The following is a 442-nucleotide window of genomic DNA, read 5'->3' on the forward strand; positions in this document are numbered from 1 at the left end:
AGGAGGTGTCGGAACGCCGTGGAATTGCTGCGAGTCTCATGCCAGAGATACGCGGGTGGCTCGGACAAGAAAAGCGCAAGCTTGGCCATTTCGATGATCAGGATGCGGTTCTGCAATTCGTAAATTCAAAAGAACTACAGCCACTCGCACGCCTTGGCACATCTTGCCCGGATCACTTCCTGCTCACGAAAATACGCCCGCTTGTGGTCGGTTTCGATCCCGCTAAACCGGATGTTGATGGTGTCGTTGCTGGCCTTGAAGCTTCACTCGAAGCCTATCGCGCTGATTACACGCGCTATTATGAGAGCTGCAAGCACGACAATTCACCGAAAATGCGCGATCCCAACCCGGTCATTTTCCTGATCCCCGGTGTCGGCATGTTGTCTTTCGCGCGCGACAAAGCGACAGCGCGTATTGCCGGCGAGTTCTACGTCAATGCGAT

At 54.3% G+C, this 442-nt stretch carries 1 pseudogene; it reads left to right on the forward strand.

From position 1 onward, the window contains the following. Positions 1-38: 38 nt before the first annotated feature. Positions 39-442 (forward strand): annotated as a pseudogene (locus G3I17_RS39325) (bifunctional rhamnulose-1-phosphate aldolase/short-chain dehydrogenase); the annotation flags it as partial.

This window comes from Streptomyces sp. SID13031 (assembly GCF_010548305.1).
In the GTDB taxonomy this organism is placed as follows: Bacteria; Actinomycetota; Actinomycetes; order Propionibacteriales; family Kribbellaceae; genus Kribbella.